The organism is Fodinibius roseus (assembly GCF_900129315.1).
In the GTDB taxonomy this organism is placed as follows: domain Bacteria; phylum Bacteroidota; class Rhodothermia; order Balneolales; family Balneolaceae; genus Fodinibius; species Fodinibius roseus.
The window spans coordinates 66,581-92,336 of the sequence record NZ_FQUS01000010.1; the positions used below are offsets into that span (position 1 = coordinate 66,581).

Annotated in this window: 9 protein-coding genes; all 9 read left to right on the top strand. The window is 50.2% G+C overall.

Annotation, left to right across the window (positions count from 1 at the left end; all coding sequences use genetic code 11):
- Nucleotides 1–269 precede the first annotated feature (269 nt).
- The 9 genes from BUB16_RS10735 (at nt 270) to BUB16_RS10780 (ending at nt 25,459) form a co-directional block, all read left to right on the top strand.
- Complete coding sequence (locus BUB16_RS10735) at nt 270–656, top strand: cupin domain-containing protein (protein WP_434083889.1); 387 nt, start codon at nt 270–272, stop codon at nt 654–656.
- Between the two features lie 770 nt (nt 657–1,426).
- Entirely contained in the window at nt 1,427–3,313 is a 1,887-nt protein-coding gene (locus tag BUB16_RS10745) for a tetratricopeptide repeat protein (protein WP_073063637.1), read from the top strand.
- 412 nt (nt 3,314–3,725) lie between these two features.
- Nucleotides 3,726–4,226: a hypothetical protein gene (locus BUB16_RS10750; RefSeq protein WP_139240276.1), complete on the top strand. Its 501-nt coding sequence runs from the start codon at nt 3,726–3,728 to the stop codon at nt 4,224–4,226.
- 31 nt (nt 4,227–4,257) lie between these two features.
- On the top strand, nt 4,258–5,682 hold the full coding sequence (locus BUB16_RS10755) for an FAD-binding oxidoreductase (RefSeq protein WP_211483144.1): 1,425 nt from the start codon (nt 4,258–4,260) through the stop codon (nt 5,680–5,682).
- Between the two features lie 197 nt (nt 5,683–5,879).
- Complete coding sequence (locus BUB16_RS10760; protein WP_073063643.1) at nt 5,880–6,707, top strand: class I SAM-dependent methyltransferase; 828 nt, start codon at nt 5,880–5,882, stop codon at nt 6,705–6,707.
- A gap of 171 nt (nt 6,708–6,878) precedes the next feature.
- Nucleotides 6,879–14,015 (top strand): SpvB/TcaC N-terminal domain-containing protein, encoded by a 7,137-nt coding sequence (locus BUB16_RS10765; RefSeq protein WP_073063646.1) that lies wholly within the window; start codon nt 6,879–6,881, stop codon nt 14,013–14,015.
- Between the two features lie 85 nt (nt 14,016–14,100).
- Nucleotides 14,101–19,617 carry a Tc toxin subunit A-related protein gene (locus BUB16_RS10770; RefSeq protein WP_073063650.1) on the top strand — a complete coding sequence of 1,839 codons (5,517 nt, stop codon included), beginning with the start codon at nt 14,101–14,103 and terminating at the stop codon, nt 19,615–19,617.
- A gap of 124 nt (nt 19,618–19,741) precedes the next feature.
- The gene (locus tag BUB16_RS10775) at nt 19,742–20,863 is read left to right on the top strand and encodes a hypothetical protein (RefSeq protein ID WP_073063655.1); all 1,122 of its coding nucleotides are present in this window, start codon (nt 19,742–19,744) and stop codon (nt 20,861–20,863) included.
- Nucleotides 20,864–20,896: 33 nt separating this feature from the next.
- A complete protein-coding gene (locus BUB16_RS10780) occupies nt 20,897–25,459 on the top strand; it encodes a Tc toxin subunit A-related protein (protein WP_073063657.1) in 4,563 nt (1,520 codons plus the stop codon).
- The last annotated feature ends 297 nt before the right edge of the window (nt 25,460–25,756 follow it).

The window sequence follows — 25,756 nt, forward strand, 5'->3', positions numbered from 1 at the left end:
ACCCTTTGGCAACATTCGGTTGTGAGATTAATACCTCTCTAATCTCTCCGCGGACTAAATTATTTGTTGAAACTGTTTTTTTCGGATTTATATGATAGCGTCTATCCGTTTTTTCAGCTTTATATAATGAGAGGATATCTCAATAGCATAATGCAGTATTGTTATTAATAATAAAACAAACAAACTAACAAACAAACCAGAATTATACTATGCGTAAAATAAAATATCATTTCACAGCGATTTTTTTTATGCTTTTAATTCCAGCAAGCATGCTGGCACAGACAAACGAGCGTGCCTTTACCCGGATTGCTGATGACGAACGTCTTGCGTGGGGACAGTGCCCGGAATTTATGCCGAACAGTTGTAGAATAGCCGTTTTACAAGGTGACCCTGCAAAACCAGATGCAGATGTGTTTTTTAAGATGCAGGGAAATACGGCAGTACCTAACCACTGGCATCATTCGGCTGAACGAATGGTATTAATATCGGGAGAAATGGAAGTGAATTATGAGGGACAGGATCCTGCAGTCATTACTCCGGGCATGTACGCCTATGGACCACCCGAACTTCCACATACAGCATCATGTGAATCCAATGAGCCCTGTGTGCTTTTTATAGCATTTGATAAACCCGTTGATGCTTTTGCTGTTGAGTAGAAGGGGATTGCTGATTGCCCTCTATAACAGATTTCAGAGTTAAATATGTTTAAGTAAAAAATAAAAGGAGGTGATAACCATAAAATATCTTATAACTATGAAACATATTGTTCAAAAGCGTATCAGCAGCAGCACTCGGGGTGCTATTTCTGACCCTCGCTGCATGTAAAACTACAAATAGTGAATCGGATCAGAGGGACATCACGCTGGATCTCGAAACTCTGGAGACGGAGACCGAGTTGGGGGAGGGCTCTGGAAAACCGGGGGTCTTGTTGAATATCCAAGCCTGAGCGAATTTAAAATCGCAGTGTATATATAGGCAGTGTATATATACACTGTCCAAAGGGATGTTGAAATTGCGGAAATATAGCTATTGGCAAAACAATGGTTTTGCAAAGGTCCCTTGGGATAAGAATGGATTTCAAGAAAAGGGTTGGCCCGGGAGTATTTATCCGGGAAAATAGTAACAATAATTTAGAGATATTACTGGATTAGACTGGACTTTCCGGTTTCTATCCTTAATATTATACATGCGAATGGGGTTATTTTACTTAAAAATGAGGGATTAAGGTCCAGAATATAGTTATTTGAAACTCTGGAAAGGGCTTTTTCAGGCAGGGCAGCATAATCTTTTTTAAAAATTTGTAAGGAACACCCTCCGGAAAGCTCTTACTAATAAGAGAAACGAATTTCCTTACTCTTTAAAAGGGATTATCGTAAATAACGCTAAAGCCAGATTAGCGATATGTTATTCTTTCATTACTTAATATATGTTTAGGGATTATTTTTTTCTTGCATTATCGATTTTATTATTTATTCCCTGCCATATCTATGGTCAATCTGAAGCTGATAGCCTGAAAGAAGCATTACATGATAGTCACGGATTACAGCGGGCCGAACTGTTGCTGGAACTCAGTGGATACACACGTCAGACAGACATCGGAGAAGCAATCAATCAGGTAGAAGAGGCACAGAGTATTTCGGAGCGGATGGGAGCCGGGAAGCTGCAGATCGAGAGTCTCAGAAAACTGGGATTTTACCATTCGATACAAGAGCAGGAAGCTGAAGCTTTGGAATATTATTTCAAGGCGCTGGAATTAACGCGGGAACAGGGATATCGGCTTGAAGAAGCTGCGGTTTTACATGCATTAGGCAGGTTTTACACAGGGCAGGAAAATTACAGTAAGGCGTTGGATAATTTTTTTGAGGCTCTCCGGATCAGAGATGCAGAGGGAGATCAAAATGGCTCGGTTTTAACACTCTATTATATTGGTACTGTCTATGACTACCGTGATGATAAAGACGAGGCCAGTACTTTCTATAAACGGGCTTATGAACTGGGCAGGGAAATAAAAAACTACCGACAGATGTCGACCGCAGCCGCCGGGATTGCAATTCTATACCAAGAGCGCGATAGTATAAAAAAAGCGCTCTCAAACTATGAAAAAGCGATGAATGCCGCCGAAAGAATAAACAGTAGCCATGCGCAGGCTACAATATTACTGCACATGAGTTCGGCGTACCAGGATCAGGATCTTATTGAGAAGGCTATAGCTTTAAATAACCGGCAGATTGAGATAGCAAGAGCTGAAAACAGCCGATTTTTGGAGGCCCAGGGACTTGAGAATCTGGCCGAATTATATCAGGATCAGGGTAATATTGAACAGTCTAACCGATATTTCCGGGAGGCTAACTCAATCTATGCAGAGATAGGTTATTCCGAGAGTACTCTCATCACCAGCAACAAGCTGGCTCAGAACTTTTTAGTACAGGAGAGATTTGAAGATGCTGTTGCAGTATGCAGGGAAACCCTGGATCAAGCTAAAGCATCGGGATCGCTGGAGCGAATGGAATCTACGCTTGAGCTCCTTGTCCAGGCCTATATGCAGCAGGGCGACTATTCCAGTGCCTTTAGTACCCAGGAAGAATTAACCGCGGTAAAGGACAGTCTCTTTAATACAGCACAAGAGAAACAGATTGCCGAAATGCAAACCCGCTACGAGACTGAGCAGAAAGAGCAGGAAATAGCATTGCTCCGGACAAAACAGGAGAGAGCTCAGTTGCTTCGGAATGCCCTTATTTCGGGGCTGATTCTTATAATGATTATCGGGGTCCTGATATACAACCGACAGCGCCTGAAGATCCGAAAGAACCGAACAGAACTTGAGAATACACGCCTGAAAGAGCAGAAACTGGAACAGGATCTCGCATTTAAGAACAGGCAGTTGACTACGCACTCACTCCATCTGGTACAGAAAAATGAGACGATGAAAGAGTTGAAAGAGTACATCAGCAACATGGATCAGCAGGGTAACGGGGAAGCCTTGCGCGATTTGCAATCGCTCAAAAACCTGGTCGATTACAGCTTTAACCTGGATGAGGACTGGGAACAGTTCCAGATCTATTTTGAAGAGGTGCATTCCGGTTTTTTTGATACCCTCATAGAACAATATCCTGACCTCACACCGAACGAGCTCCGTCTTTCGGCCCTCGTTAAATTGAACCTTACAAGCAAAGAAATCGCGGTCATTGTGGGGATTACTCCTGATAGTGTAAAAACGGCTCGTTACCGTCTTCGTAAAAAGCTGAATATGGAAACGGAAGAAAATCTCACTGAGTTTATGATGGATATCGAAAAAGAGGCAAGTGAGACGTAAGTAACAAGGCTGAGTCGTGCGTGACGAGAGCCTCGCGATTTAGTATTTTGAATACCAAAGACCTGCCTCTCTCTTTTAAGTCCCCCAACTTCTCACCCTTTCTAAGATAAGGCCTCTTCCGCACGGTATTTTGGGGCTTTTCCCTTTGTTTACTTCTTATTTACGGAATATCTGTCAATGTATACCCATTGTTGACTTCTCTTTTTTTGGGCTTTTGGTATCCTGTAGTAGGTTTTAGATAAGCAATTGAGCGTATTCATACTTGAGCTCATAAAATCCAAAAACAAAAAAACGTTCGGCGAGACAGTTGAGGCTTTTGCCGTCAGGTAGAAAAGAAATTGAGCTTATTGTTCTGAGCAACAGTTTTACGAGCTAAACATTATACATAACAGAAAAAGCAAGGATGATGATTATGAAAGATCCAAACCCGTGTTTCAAGCAATGTTTTACCAGTTTCGCCGCTGTTCTACTGGCAGCCACATGGTTGTTGATAGGATGCGACAGTAGTACGAGCGCAGAAGAACCAAAACCTCAGATTGTTGATGCACTCATCGAGCTGGATGGAGACAGTGGCGAGGCCACTGTTGAAGTGGGAGAAACAGTTACATTTACCGGGTTGGCCCTGACCAAATCCGGAGACAGAGTTCCACTTGACGAGCTCGGGGAAAACTGGGGCTGGGAGTGGGAGTCGACCGATACTGCGGTGTTTACCGTAGATGATGAAGGCAATGCTGTTGGCCAGGAGGAGGGAGAGGCCTATTGCGTGATCACACTAAATGGGCCGGATAACGGCACCGAAAGCAATAGACTTCAGCCGGGCATCTCATTTAAAACGGGCTCGAATCCCGGACTTCCTGAAATGGCTCGGATATTTGTAGGCCGCGACTCGCTATTTGTAACATTTCTAAACTAAATAAATTGCAATAGAAACCATAGATAAACAGATGGAGACAATAAAAGCAGAGCAACTGAATGGGAAGATACATACGCTAAGTGGCGAAGAGATTGATACGTTTGCCGGTCAAATTCGCGGAAAGATCATAACCAGACAAGATGAAAACTACGACGAGGGGCGGTCGATCTATAACGCCATGATCGATAAAAAGCCGGCATTGATTGTCTACTGCAGCAATGTGGCGGATGTGATTACATGCGTGAATTTTGCTCGCGAGCATAATTTATTGACAGCCATTCGCGGCGGCGGACATAACGGTCCCGGTCTGGCGTTGGCCGACGGCGGACTGGTGATTGATCTGTCCCGAATGAACGGCATTCGCGTGGACTCCGAAGAAAAAACTGTCCGCGCAGAAGCCGGTTGCACCTGGGGGGATGTGGATCATGCCACCCATGCATTCGGTCTCGCCACCGTCAGTGGAATTATATCAACTACAGGAATTGCGGGCTTGACACTCGGGGGCGGTCACGGTTATCTCAGCCGAAAATATGGATTAACGGTCGATAATCTGGTTGAAGTAGATGTGGTGTTGGCCGACGGGAGTTTTGTGACCGCCAGTGAAGATGAAAATGAAGATCTTTTTTGGGCCTTGCGGGGCGGGGGAGGAAACTTTGGGGTAGTAACCTCTTTTAAATACCAGCTCCATCCGGTGGATACGGTCGTAGCCGGGCCGATGTTCTGGCGGATCGACCAAACGGAAAAGATGATGCGTTGGTACCGCGATTGGCTGCCCAATGCACCGGAAGACGTGTATGCTTTTTTCCTGACAGCTGAGGTGCCGGGTGATCCTTTTCCTCCGGAAATACACGGGGAGAAAGTTTGCGGTCTGATGTGGTGTTTTACTCTTTCACGCAGAGATCCGGAGTCGGTACTCCAAGAAGCCCGGGAGGTTGAGCAGCCGCTTTTCGAGCATGTGGGTCCCATGCCTTATCCGGCTCTACAGGCTATGTTTGATGATTTGTATCCCAAAGGTTTACAGTGGTACTGGAAGGGTGATTTTATCCGTGAACTTACTGATGAGGCTATTAATGAGCATCTCGAATTCGCCGAAGTGCCAACCACTCATTCCACGATGCACTTGTATCCGATTAACGGGGTTGTACATGAAAAAGATCCGGATGACATGGCCTGGAATTATCGCGATGTCAACTGGTCGATGGTTATTGCGGGCGTATCCCCGGATCCCGAGGAAAATGAAAAAATTACCAGCTGGGCCCGGGATTACTGGGAAGCAATTCATCCCTACAGCGCTGGTGCAGCCTATCTGAATTTTATGATGGAAGAAGGGGAGGAACGAATTCGGGCAACCTATGGCGACAATTATGAACGTCTTCAAGAAATAAAAGCCAGGTATGATCCCGATAATTTTTTCCGGGTCAATCAGAATATTACGCCAGTGAACGGCCAATTGTAACCATAATTAGCCACGGATTTCATTGGTGCTAATCTGTGGTAAAAAATCATAAGTAATTGTGGATGATCCAATAACCATTAAAGAGGCTTTTGAGGGAATGGGAAAACACTGTTGAACAACATGAGACATAGAAATGGACAGCCATTTGATCTTGGTTAAATCAATCATTCCGTAAGTCGCCAAAGCAATTTTTTTCCATGAAACCGAGTCTGCAACGACGCATACAGCGCTACGGGTGGGACAGAGCCGCTCCTCACTACGCGACGGGCTGGCAGGAACAGCTCTGGCCGGCCCAGGAAAGTTTGCTGGCGGAAGCCGACCCTCAGCCGGGGGAGCAAATATTGGATATTTCCTGTGGCACGGGCCTGGTTACGATGCCGGTGGCTGAGATCGTCCACCCGGGCGGATCAGTTACGGGTGTCGATCTATCCGAAGGGATGATTGAAAAGGCCAGAACGGAGAAAGAGCAGAAAGGCATGGATACCGTTTCCTTCCGTCGTATGGATGCCGAGGATCTGGATCTGCCACAAAATTCGTTTGATGTAGTGATTTGTTCGCTGGGATTGATGTATCTCCCGCATCCTGAAAAAGCCTTGAAGGAGATGTTCCGGGTGCTGAAACCCGGCGGTCGGGCGGCAGCACTCGTTTGGGGCGAGCGCAGACATTGCGGCTGGGCCGAAATCTTTGCCATTGTGGACCGGCGCGTACAGTCGGATGTGTGTCCGCTTTTTTTTCAGATGGGCACAGGCAATGCACTCTCAAAAGCTTTTAAAGAGGCGGGGTTTGAGGAACCGAAATCAAAACGTTTTTCTTATGAACTGCACTTTCGGAATGACGAGCAGGCCTGCGTAGCCGCTTTTCTGGGAGGAGCTGTGGCCCTGGCCTACCAGAAGTTTGACAATCAAATCAGAGAAGAGGTTTGCCAGGAATATCTGGATTCCATCAGGCAGTATCGCAATGAAAGGAGTTACAGGGTACCCGGCGAGTTTGTTATTACAAAAGGAGTAAAAACGGAGGCTGGTTAATCAAAAACCTGTAAGTTTTTTTAAGTATGTAGGTAGCTGTTCGAGGTAAAGGTATAGGAACATTACCATGAATATCTGAGCGTTGCCGAATGCCGAAGATATGGTGACAAGCATAAGTATGTGTCTTTCCGGGGAGAAGAAATCTAAAAGTAAAATAAGAAAGACTTAATAATGGGTAATAACTCAAGCACGCCTGCAGATGTAATTACTACCCCCAGGGGTGGCGGTGCCTTAAGTGGTATCGGAGAGAAATTTTCACCAGACCTTTTCACCGGGACGGGTAATTTTACCATACCGATTGAGGTGCCACCGGGTCGAAATGAATTTCACCCCGAACTGAGCCTGGCATACAGCACCGGAAATGGCAACGGGCCGTTTGGTTTGGGCTGGAAGATGAGCGTTCCCGGTGTGAGCCGAAAGACATCAAGAGGTGTTCCTGTTTATGATGAAACAGAGGACACCTTTATCCTTTCGGGTGCTGAAGACCTGGTGGCGATAGAACAATTGGCGAGACAGACGCGCTATCGCCCGCGAACAGAAGGACTGTTTGCCCGAATTATCCGCCATCACGATGCCGACAGTGACTACTGGGAGGTTCGAAGTAAAGACGGGCTGGCGAGTCGCTATGGAACGCCGGTCGCTGCGGGAGAAGATCCGGCTGTCGTAGCCGATCCCGTTGAACGATCCAACGTTTTTTCCTGGAAGCTTACCGAGACCATGGATCCTTTTGGCAACCGAATCGTTTACGAATATGAACGAGACGCCGGTAGGGAAGGTCCGCACCACTGGGATCAGCTCTACCTGAAGCGCATTCGCTATGCGGACTATTCCGAAGAGGAAACCACAAAGTTTCTTGCCGGAGTTACCTTTCATTATGAAGAACGTCGTGATCCCTTTTCACAATACCGGTCTGGGTTTGAGATTCGCACGCGCAAACGGTGCACTCATATTGAAACGCATACAGAAGCAGAGAAGAGACGCCTGGTCCGTACTTATCATCTTCGCTATCAGCAGGATTCTCTGAATGATGTTTCTTTACTCAACAGGATTGATGTCGTCGGCCACGACGGCGATAAAACCGAAAGGCTTCCGCCGCTGGAATTCAGCTACTCACAATTCGAGCCGGAGAATCGGGATTTCTTCCCGGTTGATGGTGAGGAGCTTCCGGCAGAATCGCTTGGCAGCCCGGATCTGGAGTTAGCCGACCTCTCCGGCAACGGACTGCCGGACGTGCTGCAAATGAATGGAACGGTCCGCTACTGGCGCAACTTGGGCGGCGGTAGGTTCGATCGTCCCCGCCGGATGGACAAGGCCCCGGCCGGACTCACGCTCTCTGATCCCGGAGTCCAGCTTATCGATGCTGACGGCGACGGTCGCATCGATCTGATGGTCGATAAAGACCGGCAGTCCGGATACTATCCACTTCAGCCCGACGGAAAATGGGACCGGGATTCTTTTCAGCGTTATAAGCAGGCACCCAGTGTGAACCTGCAAGGTCCGGACGTTAAGATGGTGGATCTGGACGGAGACGGGGTGACCGATGCTGTACGTGCAGGCAGCAGCTTTGATTATTTCTTTAACGATCCGGAAAAAGGCTGGCATGAACACCGCCGGGTGAAACGTCGACCGGTCAAAGACTTTCCGGATGTTACCTTTACCGATGCGCGGGTCCGCTGGGCTGATATGACGGGCGACGGACTCCAGGATATCGTGCTGATTCACGACGGCAATATCGAGTACTGGCCCAACCTCGGGCACGGAAGCTGGGGCAAAAGGAGTGTAATGCGAAACAGTCCTCGTTTTCCTTTCGGTTATGATCCCGAACGCATTTTGATTGGTGATGTGGACGGCGACGGTACGGCCGATCTGATCTACGTAGATAATGGAAAGGTATCGCTTTGGATGAATAAGAGCGGAAACAGCTGGAGCGAAGAACCGATCGAGATCACAGGGACGCCGCCGATCTCGAATCAGGAGGATGTCCGACTCGCAGACCTGCTCGGCAACGGCATCAGCGGTCTGTTGTGGAGCGGAAACGCGCAGGGCACGGGACGCGATCACCTGTTTTTCCTGGATTTCACGGGCGGGACCAAACCGTATTTGCTTGACGAAATGGACAACAACCTAGGTGCTATAACCCGCGTGCGGTACGCTTCTTCCACCCGATTTTATCGCGAAGACCAGCAGCAGCCCGAAACCCGGTGGAAAACAACGCTGCCGTTTCCCGTGCAGGTAGTATCTCAGGTAGAAGTCATCGACGAGCTATCCGGCGGAAAGCTTACGTCCGAATACCGGTATCACCACGGTTACTGGGATGGAGAGGAGCGTGAATTCCGGGGTTTTGGTCTCGTAGAACAGATGGATACAGAGGTTTTTGATGATTACAATCGTTCCGGTATGCATGGCGAGCACGTCGATTTCAACCGGGTTGGAGCGGAGGAACCGCAGCAATTTTCACCTCCTACGCTGAAAAGAACCTGGTTCCATCAGGGACCGGTACGGGATGCATCGGGTGATTGGGAAGAGGTCGACTATCGTGAAGAATTCTGGCCGGAAGATTCCCCGATGTTTGACCGCCCCGCAGCTGTGACGAATTTTCTCAAGGAACTTCCGCGTCGGGACCGGCGGGACGCGCTGCGATCGCTCCGGGGGAATAAACTTCGTACTGAACTCTACGCCCTTGACGGCACGGAGCGTCAGCCCCGTCCTTATACCGTTACCGAATCACTCTACGGCGTGCGTGAAGAAGAGCCGACGGACGGGGAGTCAACCGGCCGGCGGCGGATTTTCTTTCCTCATAAGCTGGCTGACCGGACCACCCGGTGGGAGCGCGGCGACGATCCCATGACCAAGGTTACCTTCACCGAAGATTATGACGAGTTCGGACAGTCCCGCCGGCAGACAAAGATCGCCTGTCCCCGCGGCTGGCGCAGTCCGGATGCTACGCCTGGTGAACCGTTCCTCGCTACCCGTACGACTACGGAGTATGCCCAGCGCATAGATGTAGATGCTAATATTTATATTGCAGATCGGGTGTCGAAGACCACAACTTACGAAATTGAAAATGATGGGAGTCAGCCTCTTTTGGAGCTGAAGGCGCTACCGGTTAATGATTCCGCGCTTAATGTAATTGGCCAGAAGATTCATTTCTACGACGGAGAGGCTTTTGAGGGACTTAAGCTTGGACAACTTGGAAACTTTGGCGCCCTCGTTCGTTCCAAATCGCTGGTCCTGACGGATGCCATCTTGGAAAGCGCTTATCGGGATGCTTCCGCTCTGCCAGATGATAATGGACGACCACCCTGTTTTACGCCCGGTCCACCAGAGTGGACATCGGAATATCCTCAAAAATATCAGGAGCAACTGCCCAAACGGGCCGGATATATTTACCGCGACGGATCTGACTCGGCCGAAGGATATTTTGCTGTTACCAAGCAGTGCAAATATGATGTTCAGGACGAGGCTAACAATCATCCCCGGGGACTTCGAAGAGCAGTGCGGGATCCTCTGGGTAATGAAACAACGATCGGCTACGACGCTTTTGACCTGCTGCCGGTAAAAGTCAAAGATCCGGCCGGACTCATTACCAAAGCCAACTACGACTATCGCACGATGCAGCCCCGACTGGTTACCGGTCCCAACCAAAACCGAACCGCCTTTACCTTTACACCTCTCGGACAATTGGAAAGCAAAGCGGTGATGGGGAAGGAAGGCGAAGACACAGGTGACACCCCGGAAACCCCCGGCACGCGACTGAAATACGATTTCAGGGCTTTCATCGAGCGGGGAGAGCCGGTTTCCGTTCGTACCACTAAGCGGGTGCATCATGCCCGGGATACCGATACGGAGAATCCGGAAGAAACCATTGAGACTGTCGAGTACTCAGACGGTTTCGGCCGGCTGCTGCAAACTCGCTCCCGGGGAGAAGATGTACGCTTTGGCGATGAAGCGTTCGGCGGAGGAGTGCTGCCGCGTGACCAGGAAGATACTCAAAACATGCGAAAAGAGGTTACGGGAACCCGAAATGACGGTCCTGAACATCCCAATGTTGTTGTAAGCGGCTGGAAGATCTACGACAACAAAGGCAGGGTCGTCGAGCAGTACGAGCCATTCTTTTCTACAGGATGGGCCTTTATACCGCCCGCGGAGACACAGTTCGGTCAAAAAGTAAGGAAATTTTACGATCCGAGGGGTGAAGTCATCCGTATCGTTCAACCCGACGGGTCCAAACAGCGCGTAATTCGAGGTATCCCGCACGATCTGACCGATCCGAAATCCTTTGAACCCTCCCCGTGGGAAACCTATACCTACGACGCAAACGACAACGCGGGGCGAACGCATGGAGAAGAAAGCAATTCCTATCACCACCACTGGGATACCCCGGTGAGTGAAACGGTTGATGCTTTAGGCCGTACTGTAGAAGTGATTGAACGCAACCGGACGCTGCCCGAAAATGAGGATGACCCGCTTCCGCCCATGAAAGAAGTCCGAACGCAATCGATCTATGACATCCGGGGCAATCTCCTTACGACGACGGATGCCCTGGCCCGCGAGGCCTTCCGGCACGTATACGATCTGGCAGATAATCCGCTCCGCACCGAAAGTATTGACGCCGGTATCCGGCGCATGGTGCTGGATGCGGCCGGTAATGAAATCGAGCGGCGCGACAGCAAGGGAGCTCTCATCCTGCAGAGTTATGACCACCTTCAGCGACCGGTTCATGTCTGGGGACGGGATGGGGTTGATGAGCCCCTTACGATGCGGGAGCGTCTGATCTATGGAGACACCCCCGGGGCGGGATCGGACGAAGAAGCGCTTAGCGCAAACCTGTTGGGCAAGCTGGTTAAGCACTATGATGAGGCCGGACTAACCACATTCGAGCGTTATGATTTCAAAGGCAACCTCCTGGAGAAATCACGGAAGGTCATAAGCGATGAAACGATACTGGAGGTCTTTACAGGCGACCCGGACACCGCCGGGCAGGTCGAAACGTTCCGGGTGGACTGGCAGCCGCCGGACGAGATGGGGCTGACAGAATATGCCGGCGATCTTCTTGACGTGACCCAGTACCGGACTTCCACGACCTACGATGCCCTGAACCGGGTCCAATCCATGTACTATCCCGAAGATGCAGAGGGCAAACGCAAGAAAATGCAACCAAAGTACAACCGCGCCGGAGCATTGCAGCAAGTCACATTGGACAATGAACTTTTCGTCGAACACATTGCCTACGATGCGAAGGGACAGCGAACGCTGATGGCCCTGGGAAATGGCCTTATGACCCGCTATACCTACGATCCGAAGACCTTCCGCCTGGCCCGTCTGCGCACGGAACGGTATGAGAAACCGGACGCTCTTACCTATAAGCCGGATGGTGCTCCACTGCAGGATTATGCGTATGACTACGACCTGGCGGGCAATGTTACGGGGATTCAGAACCGGAGGCCCGATTCAGGCATTCCCGACACCCAAGATGGTGCCGACGCCCTCGATCGGATTTTTACCTACGATCCGCTCTACCGGCTGACCTCGGCAACAGGCCGCGAGTGCGACCGGCCTGGGAATAATCCGCTTTGGGACGCCGGACCGCTCTGCAGCGATCCGACCCAAGTACGCGCCTATGAGCAGCAGTACGCCTATGACCCGGCCGGGAACATGAAAACCTTGAATCATATAGCGGAAGGCGGACGCTTTACCCGGCAGTTGGACCCGGAAGAGGAGAATAACCGCCTGAGTACCCTGAGAATTGGCAATAGCGACAGCGAGCGAAGATATGATTACAGCTATGACGCCTGCGGCAATCTCATCCGCGAAAACAGCGAGCGGCATTTTGAGTGGGATCACAGCAATCGAATGAAGGCATTCCGAACCCAGCCCGGTGATGCCGAGCCATCGGTTTATGTTCACTATTTATATGATGCCGGCGGCCAGCGAGTGAAGAAGCTGGTCCGCAAGCAGGGCGGACAGGTAGAGTGTAGGGTCTATGTGGACCGTGCCTTTGAGCACCACCGCTGGCAGCAGAACGGCGCCGGCGGAGAGAATAGCCGGCTGCATATTATGGACGGCCAGAAGCGCATCGCCCTGCTGCGCGTGGGGGATCAGCACCCGGATGATAAAGGTCCGTCGCTTCAGTACCATCTGGGCGACCACCTCGGCAGCAACAACCTCGTCATGAACGGCGACGGCAGCTTCATCAGCCGCGAGGAATACACCCCGTACGGCGAAACCAGCTTCGGCAGTTTTGCCAAGAAACGCTACCGCTTCACCGGCAAGGAGCGGGATCCCGAGAGCGGGCTCTACTACCACGGGGCCCGGTATTACGCGCCCTGGCTGGGCCGGTGGATGAGTTGCGACCCGGCCGGGACCGTGGATGGGTTGAATTTGTATCGCTATGTGCGTGGTAATCCATTAAGACTAACAGATCCTAATGGCACTCAATCTGATGATCAGCCAGTTTACCCTGGAGTCAAAATTGACGCCGATGGGGTTTCTGTTGGTGTACAAAATGTTCCGCCAGAACAAAGGGACGAGTTATCATTCTCGCAGTCCTCAGAAAGTCAAGAAGCAGATTCTGTAGACAACCTGACCGAAGGCTTAGACATTCGAATTTCAATCCAGGGAAGGGCTGATGAAGGATCAGCAGAAGAGAGTTTTGGCCAAGGAGCATCCGGTGGAAATATCAATCTAACACCCGGCTTATTGAGTAAAATGGGTAGAGGAATCAAAAGGCAAATTTTTGCAGCAATTTTCAGTACGGTTTTTGGCGGAGAGACCCCGGGGGCAGGTAAAACAGCCGGTGCCGATGAGATGACACATAAGTCGAGTAGACAGCTATCCGCGGAAGGAGAAGAGGACAGAAAGGCACGCAGGCAGGCTGAGAGAAGAGGGAGACGAAACCCACCACCAGATACAAAGAAGCCTAAAGTATATAAACCCGGTTCGGAACAGGCTCGGATCTTGGGAGAAGCAAAATTCGGACCGGCATCGAGTGGTGCTGCTAGCACTACTGTAAAACGTGCAGGTCAGTTTGTAAAAAAAACACCTAAATGGATTCCATTCCTTGGAACAGGTGCAGGAATAGCTTCCGCAGGGCTAAATTTAAAAGAAGGTAATAAAGGAGCTGCTGCTCTTGATATACTTGGCCTTATACCCCTATTTGGAGATGCACTAGATTTGGGTAGATCCATGTATAGCGGACTTTCTGATGTCAATATTGGATTACCCGAAGAACGTGATACTCGATTCCCAAAGGGAAGGAGGGAATACCATCCACCAGCATCAGGAGGGGGATTTATTCCAGAATGGTAGAGAGAAAAGATTATAGGAAAGCAAAAACAAAAAAGAGCAGATAGAATAATTTTTATATCACGTATTTAAAAAAAGGAGACAAATTATGTCAGTACAAATTCATGTAAATATCATTTCGCCGCCAAAAGATAGTGATCATACTGTGGGACCCAAGGGGGTCTCCGTAACCGTTGAAGCCTGGGCCAAAATAAATAGCGGCGGAGGAGGTGGTGGGGGTGGGGGTGGCCCCGTTATTCCCAAGCCTCCGGGAGGAGGCCGTCCCAACGATCCCCACCGTCCTCAACCCTTAGACGATACAGCCGACCGTTCGCCTGAAAGAGGCCAAAAAGATCCAATTAAGATTCTGGGCGGACAAAAAGTAGATGTGGACTCGGTGAAAGTGAAGTTGGGTGACGGTGAATTCAAAACGTTGAGATCAATCGGCAACAATCGCTACACGGGATCAACGGGAGGCGTCAGTAATGGCGGTACCATGGAAATAACGGCAAGGGCTATGCATGCCGGAATTCCGGGTGACGGAGTTGTCCGTTCTTCAGTGGATCATCGTGAAATCAACGTGGTGGTAGACGACACTGGTCCGGAGATTGAGATCACATCACATGATTCCGGAGACAAGATTGAAATGGTCGGTCGTAAAAAAACTATAACAGTAGAAGGACGGTCGTCTGACGATGATTCGGAAGTTGACCGGGTGCATGTGGGTGTCGGCCCGGCAAGCAGCCGGGTTAGCGGATCGCTGTCGAAATGGAGTCATGATGTCAAACTGAAAGGAATCGACAGTCATAAGATTAAAGTACGTGCTGTAGATAGCGTTGGCAATGAAAATGATACGTTTGTTCGTGTTACGACGATTGACGCCGGCAAGCCTTGGCTGGAAATTATTTCACCCCAGCAGGATGCCACATTTGACTGGCCGGCCGACGATAAAGAAGATCTCGTTATTGAAATAGAGGGGAAGGCCGGGGATGAAGAAACGGACGTGAAAGTTGTAGAGTGGCGGCTTGATGATGAAGATGAAGACGACTACAAAGAAGCCGATAATCTCAGCGGTAACTGGTCGCAATGGAAGGCTGAGGTTCCAATACCCCGGCCGGGGGAGCATACCATTCACTTTCGCTGTCTTGACGAGGCAGTTGAAAGCGGTGCAGACGAGCCCAATGACGTTCAAGAAGCTATTACCGTTCACGCTCAGAGGAAGGCAGAATTCAAGGGGGATCCCGCCAGTCGTCGATCGTATCTCAAGGAGTTGATTAAGATGGCTACCCGGCGATTAAAAACTACGGATAACGATGATATAGATGCCCAGGTACTTGCTGAGACTTTTCATCAGCCTTTTGAGCAGCTCAGTCGCGCCGATACAACCGTTCGCAAGATAGCTACCCGGCCGGCTCACCAGATACGTGTCAGTATTGAAGTACTTCGCAGATTTCTCGGTGAAATTACTGGCAAAGCTGAAACAACCTACTGTAGGCTCGCCTATCAATCCATGCTACGAAATCTGGGGACTTCACACAAAGAACTGCACCAAGCTCGTTTGGAGAATAAGGCAAGAAGGAAATCATTGGCGAAGCAGCTGGGGATAGAGCCTGCTCATTTGGATGACCTCATCCTTGATAGCGATACTATCGAAGAAGATGATCTTGAAAGGCTCTTCGGACTGGCAGATACCCGTCATGACCCATTATCAGGCAGTACTGATCCTGTCAGGCAGTCGGAACTACTGAGCTGGCGGAGGGAATATCTGAGAATTATATGGAGACAACGAGACCATACAGGGGGTACTGTAACTCCCATTATTGATCCGGATTTGGTCAGTAGATCTGACCTGAAAAATGAAGACGGTCCCGCATATGGACTATGGAAAAAAAGAGAGCACCAGTTGAATTCCATGTTAACGGATATTGAAGAAGCGCATGATGAGTCTACGGTTGAAGATTTTGACAAGCTGGTCGAAAAATTTTTGAAAGAAGATTTGGATTTCGATTTGCAGGAATTGGCCGGGGAACGGGAAAAAGGAGTTGACATCAAAGAACAGCTCAATGAAGCAGACCTTGACTTGAAGGCCTTCCTGCACCTGTTGCGCATACGCCACACGCTTGACAAGGAAAGAAAGGTTCTCGATTCGGAGTGGACAGATCTCTTTAACATCCTGCTTCAGGTTCAAAAACGCAGGCATTTGTACTCCGAGTGGATGGAAAAGGAACGGGAGAAAGCGCTGACGCTGTCTCCTGACTATTTCAAGATCAGGGAAAATGTTAACGAAGGAAACCAGCAAGAACGATCTGAATGGCGTTCCGGCTACCAGGCACGGCGCAGATGGGAAGAAACTCTGAAAGCACGCATCCGGCAGAGAGGAGATTTGGAGGATTCATTGCGGAAAGCCGTCGAAGCGACCGAAGAGACCGCGCTGCCTGAACTGCGCAAAGTAATGCTGGATAAAGCAGCAGAGGAGCATGAACATATTGACATGTCGAACTGGCTCACAAAACGGCTGTTGATTGATGTCAGCAGTAGTCCCGATCTTAAAACGACCCGGTTACGGCAGGCAATCGAAACCATGCAAAACATCCTTTTTTCCGTTCGTTCCGGCCGATTCAATACGCTTCCTGTATTGGATAAGTATGATATTCCCGAGTTCATCTTTAATCAGGAACAAGATTATACCGCAAGTGACTTTGATCGTGAATGGGAGTGGCTGGGAACATATAAGAGTTTTCAGGCAGGTATGTCTGTTTTCATGTATCCCGAAAATTACCTGCTTCCGAGTACCTGGGCATCGGGTATATCCGGCCAGGAATCAACCCCAGCATTTAAAGAATTGACAGAAAAATTGCGGAATAATATTCGACTCACCCCTGAAGCTGCCCGTGAGCATGCGCAAGAGTATCTTAAAAGAATGAGAACTGATCCGCCTGATAATTTTGGTCTGCCCGAAGGTTTCCAATTGACCGAACGGCGCTCTACCGATGAACTAAAAAAGTACAGTGAAGACATTAAGGAGCTTTTTGATGAGAAGGCTGACGTTAAGAAAGGGGATCACCCGCATCAGGAGACGACGCCAAATTATCTGAAAGAGATTTTCTTTTTCGTACCTGTGCAAATTGCTCTGCAACTTGAAAAGGCGGATGAATATCTTGCTTCTCTTGACTGGTTTCAACTCGTTTATGCCTATGACTTTTCATCTGATGAAAAACGAAAAACCTATTATGGTCTGCAACTTGAAGAGCAAGTGGAGAATGATTACCATGAGCCGGATTGGCTACAGGCGAGTTTTAATCCGCATCAGATTGTTATCTCAACGTCGAAACGAGCCGGTGCCTATACCCGTTTTACGCTCTTGTCTCTGATGCAATGTTTCCTCAATTTTGCCGATGAGGAGTTTGCAAGGGAGACGGCAGAGTCGTTACCCAAAGCCCGAGGTCTGTACATAGCGGTACTGGATCTGTTTGACCTACCGGAGCTGAAGCAGGCGAATAGTGAAAGCGAGGAGGGAAACCCATTTGGTAACAATCCAATGCTCGAGAAGCTGCGCCAGCACGCTGAGAATAATCTGTTAAAGCTTCAACAGGGACGCAACATCGCAGGGCTTGAACGGCCCTCCATGATGATAGGACCAGAAGCTGTTGCAACTGGTGGGCAATCGGGGTTTGGAAGTGAAAATGAGCTCATGGTCTCAGGCAGGGTGTCAGTTCAACCTACTTCGTATCGCTATTCTGTTCTCATTGAGCGTACGAAACAATTGGTGGGTCTGGCTCAACAGCTCGAGGCCTCCTTTCTTTCTGCAATTGAAAAGGGGGAAGACGAAGAGTACACATTGATCCAGGCCGGTCAAGATCTTGACCTGGCCAAAGCAGGGGTTGAACTGCAAAGCTTGCGCGTGCAGGAAGCAGAGAATAGTAGAAATTTGGCCCGGCTCAAGCAGGATCGCGCCAGGATCCGAAAAGATACGTACCAGGGATGGATTGATGAAGGGTTGATGGGCAAAGAAAAAGGAGCCTTGGACTTGATGTCGGGTTCATTACCTGTACCTGATAATGTTAGTGCCACTATTGGTTTTCCACCAGAGCTTCTCAGTATGAGTGTAAGCTACAGTCCGAGTGGAAAGATGAAAACATGGGCAAATATACTCTCTACGAAAGCCAGCTACGAGCGTCGCGAGCAACGGTGGGGACTACAAAAGAGTCTCGCAGAAAAAGATATGCAGATCGGCAGTAAGGAGATTGCACTTGCCGGGGATCGCGTATCCATTACGAAACAGGAGCAGAATATTGCAGAAAAACAGGTTGATCAGGCGGAAGAAGCCAAAAATTTCCTTGCACATGGACAGTTTACAAACGCCGACCTTTATGAATGGATGAGCGGTATTTTGGGACAGGTTTACAACTATTTCCTCCAGCAGGCTGCATCCACGGCCCGGCTCGCGCAGCGCCAGCTTGCCTTTCAACGTCAGGAGTCACCCCCAACCTATATCCGGTCCAACTACTGGCAGGCACCAACCGAAAACAGAGCAACCCAGAATAAAAATGGACAACTATCCGACCGGCGCGGATTGACCGGATCGGCACGCCTGCTGCAAGATATTTATCAGCTCGATCAGTATGCTTATGAAACGAAGGAACGAAAACTCCAGCTTTCGCAAACCTTCTCACTGGCCCGGCTGGCGCCCTTTGAGTTTCAGCGCTTCCGGGAAACGGGCGTACTTCTCTTTGAAACCCCCATGGAGCTTTTCGACCAAGCCTTTCCCGGCCACTACATGCGTCTGATCAAGCGTGTGCGAACGTCGGTTTTGGCCCTGGTTCCGCCCACGGAGGGGATACGCGCTACTCTTTCGGCCTCGGGTATTTCGCGCGTGGTAATCGGGGGTGAATCGTTCCAGACCGCGATCGTGCGTCGCGATCCGGAAGAGATCGCCTTTACATCGCCCGCGAATGCCAGCGGCCTCCTTGAGCTGGAACCCGAAAAGCAGGATTTGTTTTTGCCATTTGAGGGTATGGGGGTAGATACCACATGGGAGCTGCAGATGCCCAAAGCAGCTAATTCATTCGACTACAGCACCATCGCCGACGTGCTGATTACCATCGATTATACTGCGTTTAATAGCCGAGACTACCGCCGCCGGGTCATTCAGAGGCTGGACCGCACCGCCAGCGCTGAACGCTCCTTCAGCTTCCGCAATCAATTCCCGGACCAATGGTACGATCTGCACAATCCCGACCAAACGGATACACCGATGAAGGTACAGTTCGATACGGGACGCCAGGACTTTCCGCCCAATCTCAGCGCGCTGGAGATCCAGCAGATCCTGCTGTACTGCGTGCGTACCGGCGGGTCCTCGTTTGAAATCGATGTGGAGCACCTCCATTTGATTGCAGATGAGACAAGGATCAAAGGCGGAGAAGCGCGAACCGTAGACGGCATCATCAGCACCCGGCGGGCGAACGGGGCCAGTTGGATGCCGTTTACCGGCATCCCCCCGACAGGCACCTGGGAGTTGGCTCTTCCGAACACAACGGAAGTGAAAGATCGCTTCCAAAACGAGGAGGTTGAAGACATCCTCTTTGTCATCAGCTATGAAGGACAAACGCCGGCCTGGCCGGAATAGGATTCCGAAAACCAAGTGAAAGCTATGAAAAAAAATATACATATGAGTCGTCGGTTAGTAAAGGCATTATTTACAATAAATTAAACTTGCTTCGCAATTTTAAATTTAAAAAAGGTGAAACATTATGATTAAAGGCAAGAACAATCCATTAGGTTCAGGAAACGGACCCTTAGACCCAGGAGTTGATCCCGGAGGAGGTCCGCGAGTCTTTTCCACTTCAAGTACTGAATTTGCAGATGCGGGTATTGCAATCAATTTACCGAGGGTCGACTTCGTCGGTCCGAGTTTTCGGGTGGAAGGGACTGCTTTTATCCGTATGCATACCTTAGAGTTTATAAAGTTCGGGGGCGAAGGTAAAACCACTGAGTTCGACACCTTTGTCACGGAAGGTTTTAAAGTTAGTATCCGTATCGGGGATGAAGATCACGAGGCCCATGTCTCGGAACAGAATGATAAGCTGCACTGGTCTCATGAGGTGAAAGATGCTGCATCAGGCGAATTGAATATTACCGCCGAGCTTGAGGGTACCGTTACGGAAAGCCAGTCAAAGACGGTGGGCGGAGAGACGCAACATCACACTGATAACAAATCTGTTCAAAGGACGGATTCGGTGAGTGTAACCGTGGACGGTGAGGGACCCGAGGTACAGGAGGCTAATCTTAAGAATGTCACTATTGGCCCTCCCTACCGGGCTATCATCGAAGGGAAAGCTGAAGATCAGTCCGGTGTAAATTCGGTTCGCTGGCATCTTGGCTCTTCGTCAAAGCGTGCTGAAAATAGCTCTGGCAACTGGTCGGAATGGCGCGCGGAAATTCCCCTGCCCGACCGAACGAAACCCCATACGATCAGGATATCTGCCCGCGATAAAGTGGGACACAGAACATCCGAGGCCGCTAAGGTCACCATCCCGGCTGACGAAGAATCTCCCACTGTAGAGCTAATCTATCCAAAACAAGACCCTTTTATCACGCTTTTCCCTGAAGAGGGGGATGTTTTTACCCTCCCCATCATGGGTACGGCTAGTGATAGCAAGAGCAAAATAGAAACCGTCAGGTGGCGCCTGGACGAAGGCCCGGTGCAGGAAGCCGAAAACATTAAGGGCGACTGGTCAGATTGGCGTATTATGGCCGAGTTCGACAGCCCCGGCTCCTATGATATAACGGTGTGGGCCAGAGATATGGCTGGTAATGGCAGCGAGGATGAGCCGGATGTGCAGCTCGAAGTGGAGTTACAGGTGCTGGATTAACCAGAATAGTAAACAATCAAACAGGAGGACAAAATGTCAGTATTTAATTTGCAGGAATACCTGAAGGACCTGCTCGACTTTGCTAGACTGCGTGTAAGTTTCTCCTCAACGGATAGTCCATCAGATATCGATCAGGTCGCCAGTCGGCTTGCCGATACTTTTTGGCAACCTTTCGACCGCTTGATCAAGGAGGAAAACCGGGCGATCGGTGAACGGCCTGTAGCCCATATTCGGATCGCGGTCGAGATTCTGCGCAGGTATCTTGAGCCGCTATCGGTTACCACAACGAACGCAGACAAACGCTATCTTCTCACTGCATATCAAAGCCTGCTGACGAATCTGGGTACTTCTTATGATGAGCTTAGGATGGTACACGCCGCAGGCGATGATGAGTTGGAGCAGGCTCGCAACTCTCTTGCCGAGCGTCTGGGGATTGACCGGGTCGGCCGGTTGGATGAGCTTTTCATGAAGCCGGACGAGCTGACTGAAGAAAAGTTAGAACATATCTTTGGTCTTATCGCCACCACTCACGATCCTTTTGACTCCCCACCGGCGCAGCCCGTATTATTGAAATGGAGGGCCGATTATTTCAGGAAATGCTGGAAAGAAAAACCAGCTCCGGTACAATCCGATGGGAACAGCCAGATCCCACTTATCGATCCGGATCTTATTCCCGAGCGCATGATCATTGATCCGGATCAGCGTGATGCCATAGATTTTGCCGACTCGGATATCGTGGACACGAGTACGCGTAAAGTGGCATTTGATCTCTGGCACGCCCGGGAACGGAAAGTCGCCGGAATGGTTGAAGAAGTTCAAGCGAAGATTGACGAAGCAACGGGTTCCCAGCCAGACCAGCTTGCGGCCTATGATAGGGTGATTGAGGCGTTCCTGGGGGGGGTAGAACTCGAAACTGTACTCAAATCACGCACAGAAGGAGCAACCAGTCCCCAGCAAGACGGGGAGAGTCTCTTAATGTTGCTGACTCTCACCGCCCTTCGTCGTCTGGTACGGCTTCGCAAACTGGCATCCTCGGGGGCTCTGACTGAGTTGGAATGGGCGGACGCCAAGGCTATTCTGGTCCAATTTACAAAAAAGCAGCAATTCGATACCTGGCTTAAGGAAGAAAAGAAAAAGGGTCTGTTCTTAAGTCCGGATTTTTTCATCCTGCCGGAAGATTTAAAAAGTCAAGCGCTACCTTCCTGGCGGGCGACCAGACGGGCACGACAGAGATGGGAAGATGCGTTGCGGGCGCGCACCGAACAGATGCAGGCAATCGTACAGTCATTACAGTCTGCGATCGATGCCACCGAACATGTTGCGTTGTTCGAGCTCCGGGAGGCACTTATTAGGGCTCTTGCTGAGCATTCAGATCAGTCAGATCATACTTTGTTGGCCGACAAGCTGACCAACCGGCTGATGTTCGATTTTAAAAACAGCGATGAACGCAAAACCACTCGTATGGAACAGGCTATCGAGGCGCTGCGGGGGCTGTTCTTTGCACTGCGAATGGAACGTTCTGTCGACGAAGGCTTACCTGATGATAATCCGGTGAAGGAATGGAATCTGGCAACCGGGAGCGATGATTATTCGGAGGCGGATTTCGACCAGGATTGGCACTGGATGGGCACCTACAAAACGCGGCGGGCGGCCGAGTTTGTCAAGGATCATCCTGAGAATTTTCTGAGACCGGGTCTTCGGAAGGATGAGGCACCACAGCCGCCTACCGCCTCTTTTTCAAACCTGATCAAAGAACTTCGTGCTCGTTCCCGGCTGACAGCCGGTCAGGCGCGCCAGTTGGCCAATGGTGACGATAATACGTTTGGATATTTGAGTCATTTACGAACCAATGGGTCGGATTTACCAGACGAACTTTCCAAGTCATTTAAAATTACTGAACTATTGTCAGAGCATGATCTTGTATCACGTAAAGAGCTGATAAAAGGTTTTTTTGATGAGCGTGAGGATGAGATTTCACGAGAATACACGACCGATGAGGGCGAAGTGATTACGATTCAAGATCCGCACCTGGCCCCGAACTGGCTCCAGGAGATCTTCTATTTCGTCCCCTTGGCCATTGCGCTCCAGCTTCAGCAGTCGGGAGAATATCTCGCCGCGCTGGACTGGTACCAAACGGTATATGCCTACCAGTTCGCTCCCGAAGAGCGCAAAATTTACCATGGACTGGAACTGGAGAGTGTTTTTTCCGATCGCCCCCGGATTACGCCGGATATCTGGCTGCGCGAGGAGTTGAATCCCCACTTCTTTGCGCGACGACGCAAGTTTGCCTATACGCAGTTCACCATCATGTCTGTTGCTCAGTGCCTGCTTGATTATGCCGACTCGGAGTTCACTACGGAAACCGCCGAATCGATCCCGCGGGCGCGCACTTTATATGACACGGTGCTCAATATACTGGATCTCTCAGAGATGTCCGATTCGAACACGGAAATTGAGTCGCTGAACAAGCACGCTGAAGTGAATTTGGAAAAACTGAGAAGCGGCCGCAACATTGCCGGCATGGAAAGGACCTCGGAGTCGTCGGATGCATCGGAAGATGCGGCTAATTTGCCGGTTATCGGCCGTGGCGGGCAGCTCGTGACGAGGAGACGGGCCATTTCACCACCACCCACGCCATATCGTTACCCTGTGCTTGTCGAGAGGGCGAAGGAGCTGGTAAACATCGCCCAGCAGATGGAAACCGCTTTTCTTTCGGCCCAGGAAAAACGAGATGCCGAGGCGTACACTCTTATGCAGGCCGGCCACGATCTGCATCTCAGCCGGGCCAGGGTCAAGGTGCAGGATCTTAGGGTCAGCAAGGCGGATACCGGGGTGACGCTGGCAAAGCTGCAGCAAGATCGGGCCCAAATCCAGAGCGAAACGTTTCAAGAGTGGATTGACACTGGTCTTAACGAATATGAAGAAGCTGTGATAGATAACTACGAGAAAGCCAAAGACGCCAGGCAGGAGGCAGCTCAGTTTCAATATGCGGCCAGGGTCATGAGTGGATTTGGCAACATAACCAACCCGGCCAGTGCCATCGGGTGGTTCGGATCTACCGTTGCGGGTGGTTTAGCAACTGGGGCTAAAACGGAAGCCATCCGTGCAGAAACGGAGGCTCAGAAAGCTTCCATCCGTGCCAGCCATGAACGCCGCAAACAGGAGTGGCAACTGCAAAAGAACCTGGCCGAGAAGGATATAGAAATCGCCGGCCGGCAGATTAAGCAAGCCATGCAGCAGAAGACCATTGCCCGGCAGGAGCGTTTTATCGCCGGCCAACAGGCAGAGTATGCCGAGGCTACGGTCGACTTTCTGGCGAATAAGTTCACCAACGTTGAACTCTACGAGTGGATGAGCGGTGTTCTGAGCCGGGTCTACGGTTACTTCTTGCAGCAGGCCACGGGCATGGCTCAACTGGCTGCGAGTCAGATCGCCTTCGAGCGGCAGGAGCCACCTCCGACCTATATCAGAGCCGATTACTGGCAGCCGCCTTCCGAAACTGAGACTTCGGAAGATTCCGATGGCGAGGCATCTGACCGCAGGGGTCTGACCGGGTCCGCACGCCTGTTACAGGATATCTACCGGCTCGATCAGTACGCCTTTGAGACGAAGGAACGAAAGCTCGAGCTCAGTCAGACGTTGTCGCTTGTGCACCTGTTTCCTTTTGAATTTCAACACTTCCACGAAACCGGTGTTTTGCCTTTTGCCACACCGATGGAACTCTTTGATCGCGGTTTTCCCGGTCATTACCTGCGCCTGATCAAACAGGTGAGCATATCAGTGGTGGCTTTGGTGCCGCCAACGCAGGGGATCAGGGCTACGCTTACGGCATCAGGAAATTCACGTGTAGTTACGGATGGAGGAGTATTCCGAACAACCACGGTGCGGCGCGATCCGGAACTGATCGCCTTCACCTCACCCACTGAGGCCACCGGTTTCTTTGAGCTGGCGGCGGAAGGGGAGATGATGCGGCCCTTCGAAGGAAGAGGAGTAGATACAACCTGGGAGCTGGAGATGCCCAAAGCCGCCAACGCTTTCGACTACAGCTCGATTGCCGACGTGCTGCTCACTATCGAGTACACGGCACTGCATAGCGACGACTACCGGCGGCAGGTAATCCAGCAACTTGATCAGAGCGTGAGCAGCGAGCGGTCTTTCAGTTTCAGTGATAACTTTCCGGATCAATGGTATGATTTGCACAATCCCGACCAGACAGATGCACCGATGGCGGTACAGTTCGATATGAGACGTCAGGACTTTCCGCCCAATTTCAGCGGGCTGGAGATCCAACAGGTCCTGCTGTACTTCGTGCGTACCGGCGGCTCCTCATTTGAGGTCGATGTGAAGCACCTCCATCTGATTGCAGGAGAGACGACGACCAAAGGTGGAAATGCACGAACTACAGAAGGCATTATCAGCACCCGAAGGGGGAATGGCGCCGGCTGGATGCCGCTTATCGGCAGGTCGCCGATCGGTACCTGGGAGCTGGCGTTGCCGAATACGACTGAAGTGAGAGATTATTTCAAAACCGAGGAGATCGAAGACATCCTCTTTGTTATTTCCTATAAAGGTCAGACCCCGCCCTGGCCGGAATAGTACATAACATGTGAGAAAGTATCTCCTTATTTCTATTCAGGATTATCTCGTAACTTCATTGTAGAAAATGGAATTCAAGGAGATCTATAGTAAGATTGGGATTAAGGTCAAAGCACTTTTGGAGATTACCAGCCGCATATTTGACCCTAGATTCGAGATCCTCCGGAAAATATTCCTGTGTATTACTGGTCATCCTCATGTTTTTTTGATTGTTATCAAATGATCATTCTGTTACTTTTTTGAAGAGTGGGATTACAGTTAAGCGGGTAACCGGATAATTAAAATCAAGAGAGGAAA

Excerpts from the sequence above, each read along its gene's own strand:
- BUB16_RS10735 (WP_434083889.1), top strand. The coding sequence starts at position 270 with ATGCTGGCACAGACAAACGAGCGTGCCTTTACCCGGATTGCTGATGAC.
- BUB16_RS10745 (WP_073063637.1), top strand. The coding sequence starts at position 1,427 with ATGTTTAGGGATTATTTTTTTCTTGCATTATCGATTTTATTATTTATT.
- BUB16_RS10750 (WP_139240276.1), top strand. The coding sequence starts at position 3,726 with ATGAAAGATCCAAACCCGTGTTTCAAGCAATGTTTTACCAGTTTCGCC.
- BUB16_RS10755 (WP_211483144.1), top strand. The coding sequence starts at position 4,258 with ATGGAGACAATAAAAGCAGAGCAACTGAATGGGAAGATACATACGCTA.
- BUB16_RS10760 (WP_073063643.1), top strand. The coding sequence starts at position 5,880 with ATGAAACCGAGTCTGCAACGACGCATACAGCGCTACGGGTGGGACAGA.
- BUB16_RS10765 (WP_073063646.1), top strand. The coding sequence starts at position 6,879 with ATGGGTAATAACTCAAGCACGCCTGCAGATGTAATTACTACCCCCAGG.
- BUB16_RS10770 (WP_073063650.1), top strand. The coding sequence starts at position 14,101 with ATGTCAGTACAAATTCATGTAAATATCATTTCGCCGCCAAAAGATAGT.
- BUB16_RS10775 (WP_073063655.1), top strand. The coding sequence starts at position 19,742 with ATGATTAAAGGCAAGAACAATCCATTAGGTTCAGGAAACGGACCCTTA.
- BUB16_RS10780 (WP_073063657.1), top strand. The coding sequence starts at position 20,897 with ATGTCAGTATTTAATTTGCAGGAATACCTGAAGGACCTGCTCGACTTT.